Here is a 2,053-nt window from a genome sequence, read left to right as displayed (position 1 = left end):
AGGCTTTTCCTCCCTGCTCTCGCATACAGGAGCGATATCACCGATGATATCCGCAAATTCCTGCTCCGATATCTCTTCGCCGTCAATGCGGAAGCTGCCCGTCACCTTAGTTATGGCAGGGGAAGAAAATCCCCCAACCCTATAGCCTGCGTTTTTCAGCACCGATGTGAGCATAGCTCCGAAAGAGCCTTTGCCGTTTGTGCCCGAAATATGGACTGTTTTCACCTTGTCCTGCGGGTCTCCCATGAGACTGAGAAGCTCTGTAACACGGGATAATCCCAGAACACTGCCGCGCTCGGCAGCCTTTTTCATATAGTCAAGTGCTTCTGTATAGTTCATTTTCTCTTTATTTTTTCAAGCTGAGCAGTAAACGCCTTATTGCTCATGAGCATATAGATGATAGAAACCTCGATAACTGCCATGATGATGTTAGTAACAGGTCTCCAGATAAGCTGTGGTCTCATACCGGGGAAGAGATAATACAGACCTGTTGTTGTGATTATGACAGAGCCGATAAGTCTGCCGATAACTACTGAAAGCGCAATTCTCGGAAGAAGCTTTTCCTTGAGTACATACTGGTATACAAGTCCTGCGAAAAATCCTGTAGCAGCCGCACCTACTGTGATAACAGGCATTGGTGTCATTCCTGTCACAAGACAGCCGATAAGGTCAGCGCCTGCACCTACTGCCGCACCGATGAACGGTCCGAAGAAAATAGCAGCCATAAGCACGGGAAGAGTCTCTGCACTTATGCGGATAACGCTGAAGATATCCACTCTGAGAGATTTGCCTACGATACTGATAGCAATGAGCAGTGCAGCCACTACCAGTACCTTTGTGCTTCCGAAAAGTCTGATATCAGACTTTACTGCTGTTTCTCTGTTGTTTGCAGCCATAAAAATAACCTCCTTTTCCTCACTCATACGACAAGAAAAGAAGGTTATGTTTCTTTTTTAGTTGTCCTATGAAGCGGGATGCAAAATGTGAACCGTAAGCCTGAGCTTTTCGTTTGACCGACAACTCCCCGTTCGGTCAACACTGGAATACCATTTAGGTATAACGAACGCATTTTTACTCTTCAAATGATTGATCGCAGTACCTTACTGCACTAACATTATACAGCGCATATCGCCGTTTGTCAATAGTTCGGGGCACGAAAAAACGTCCTTTCCGAGTCTTTGTCAAATTGCTCTAAATACACATAAGCAGGTGGTAAAAATGAGTCAAAAAGCCGAAAATGTATAAAACCCTTGACAAAAGTCCATAATAGTGATAAATTATAGTTAGCACTCAGAGAGTTAGAGTGCTAACGAGATCGAAAGGTTGTGAGTATCGTGGACGACAGAAAGCTGAAAATACTTGCTGCTGTGGTTGACGAATATGTAAGGACGGGCGAACCCGTCGGCTCGAAATCTATCTCAAAGCTTGAAAATATAAATGTTTCCTCCGCTACTATCAGAAATGATATGGCGGCTCTTGAACAGATGGGATATCTGGAACAGCCACATACATCGGCAGGCAGAGTTCCTACCTTCAAAGGCTATCGCCTTTATATCGACGAGCTTATGACGCCTCACGACCTCCCCGATGAGGAAAAGCGGCGGCTCGATGAAATGCTCGGCGATAAGGATACTCCCGAAGAGCTTCTGGTGCAGAATGCCGCAACTGCTCTTACCGAGATAACACAGTGTGCCGCAGTAGTTTCAAACGCTGTACCGAGATTTTCGGTGATATCAAAGGTGGAAGTCATCCCCACGGGTAAAAGACTGTACGTTATCCTGCTGATAACGTCCAACGGAAGCATTAAAAACAAGGCTTGCAGACTTGAATTCGACCTCAGCCATGAACAGCTTGATTTCTTTACACATTATATAGAGGAAAACCTCAGCGGTGTATCCGTAGACGAACTGTCTGAGGACGTTTTCGACAAAATGGTAGCAGCCGTGAGCGCGTACATGGTATCGCTTTCACCGCTGGTAAAAGGCATCTGCGAACTTTCGGAGGATCTTCGTCAGGAAGAACTGACCGTCAGCGGAGGAGAAAAGCTCCTCTC

The 2,053-nt window shown here is 46.0% G+C and carries 2 protein-coding genes, 1 pseudogene and 1 riboswitch; of the genes and pseudogenes, 1 reads left to right on the top strand and 2 read right to left on the bottom strand.

The window, feature by feature from the left end; all coding sequences use genetic code 11:
* Positions 1-339 (bottom strand): annotated as a pseudogene (locus QZZ41_RS00475) (bifunctional folylpolyglutamate synthase/dihydrofolate synthase); the annotation flags it as partial.
* Complete coding sequence (locus tag QZZ41_RS00470) at positions 336-896, bottom strand: folate family ECF transporter S component (RefSeq protein WP_295066666.1); 561 nt, start codon at positions 894-896, stop codon at positions 336-338. The pseudogene QZZ41_RS00475 and the gene QZZ41_RS00470, both read right to left, overlap by 4 nt.
* Positions 897-965: 69 nt before the next feature.
* Positions 966-1,081, bottom strand: a riboswitch (THF riboswitch).
* 253 nt (positions 1,082-1,334) lie between these two features.
* Between QZZ41_RS00470 and hrcA the strand changes: the two genes are divergently transcribed.
* Positions 1,335-2,053, top strand: a 719-nt coding sequence (hrcA, locus tag QZZ41_RS00465) for a heat-inducible transcriptional repressor HrcA (protein ID WP_295066664.1), incomplete at its 3' end; no start/stop codon positions are given.

The organism is Ruminococcus sp., from assembly GCF_016283395.1.
Note: the sequence above shows the minus strand (reverse complement) of the source record. Positions and strands in the feature narration are given on the sequence as shown.

Coding starts and splice junctions, on each gene's coding strand:
- QZZ41_RS00470 (WP_295066666.1), bottom strand. CDS start 896: ATGGCTGCAAACAACAGAGAAACAGCAGTAAAGTCTGATATCAGACTT.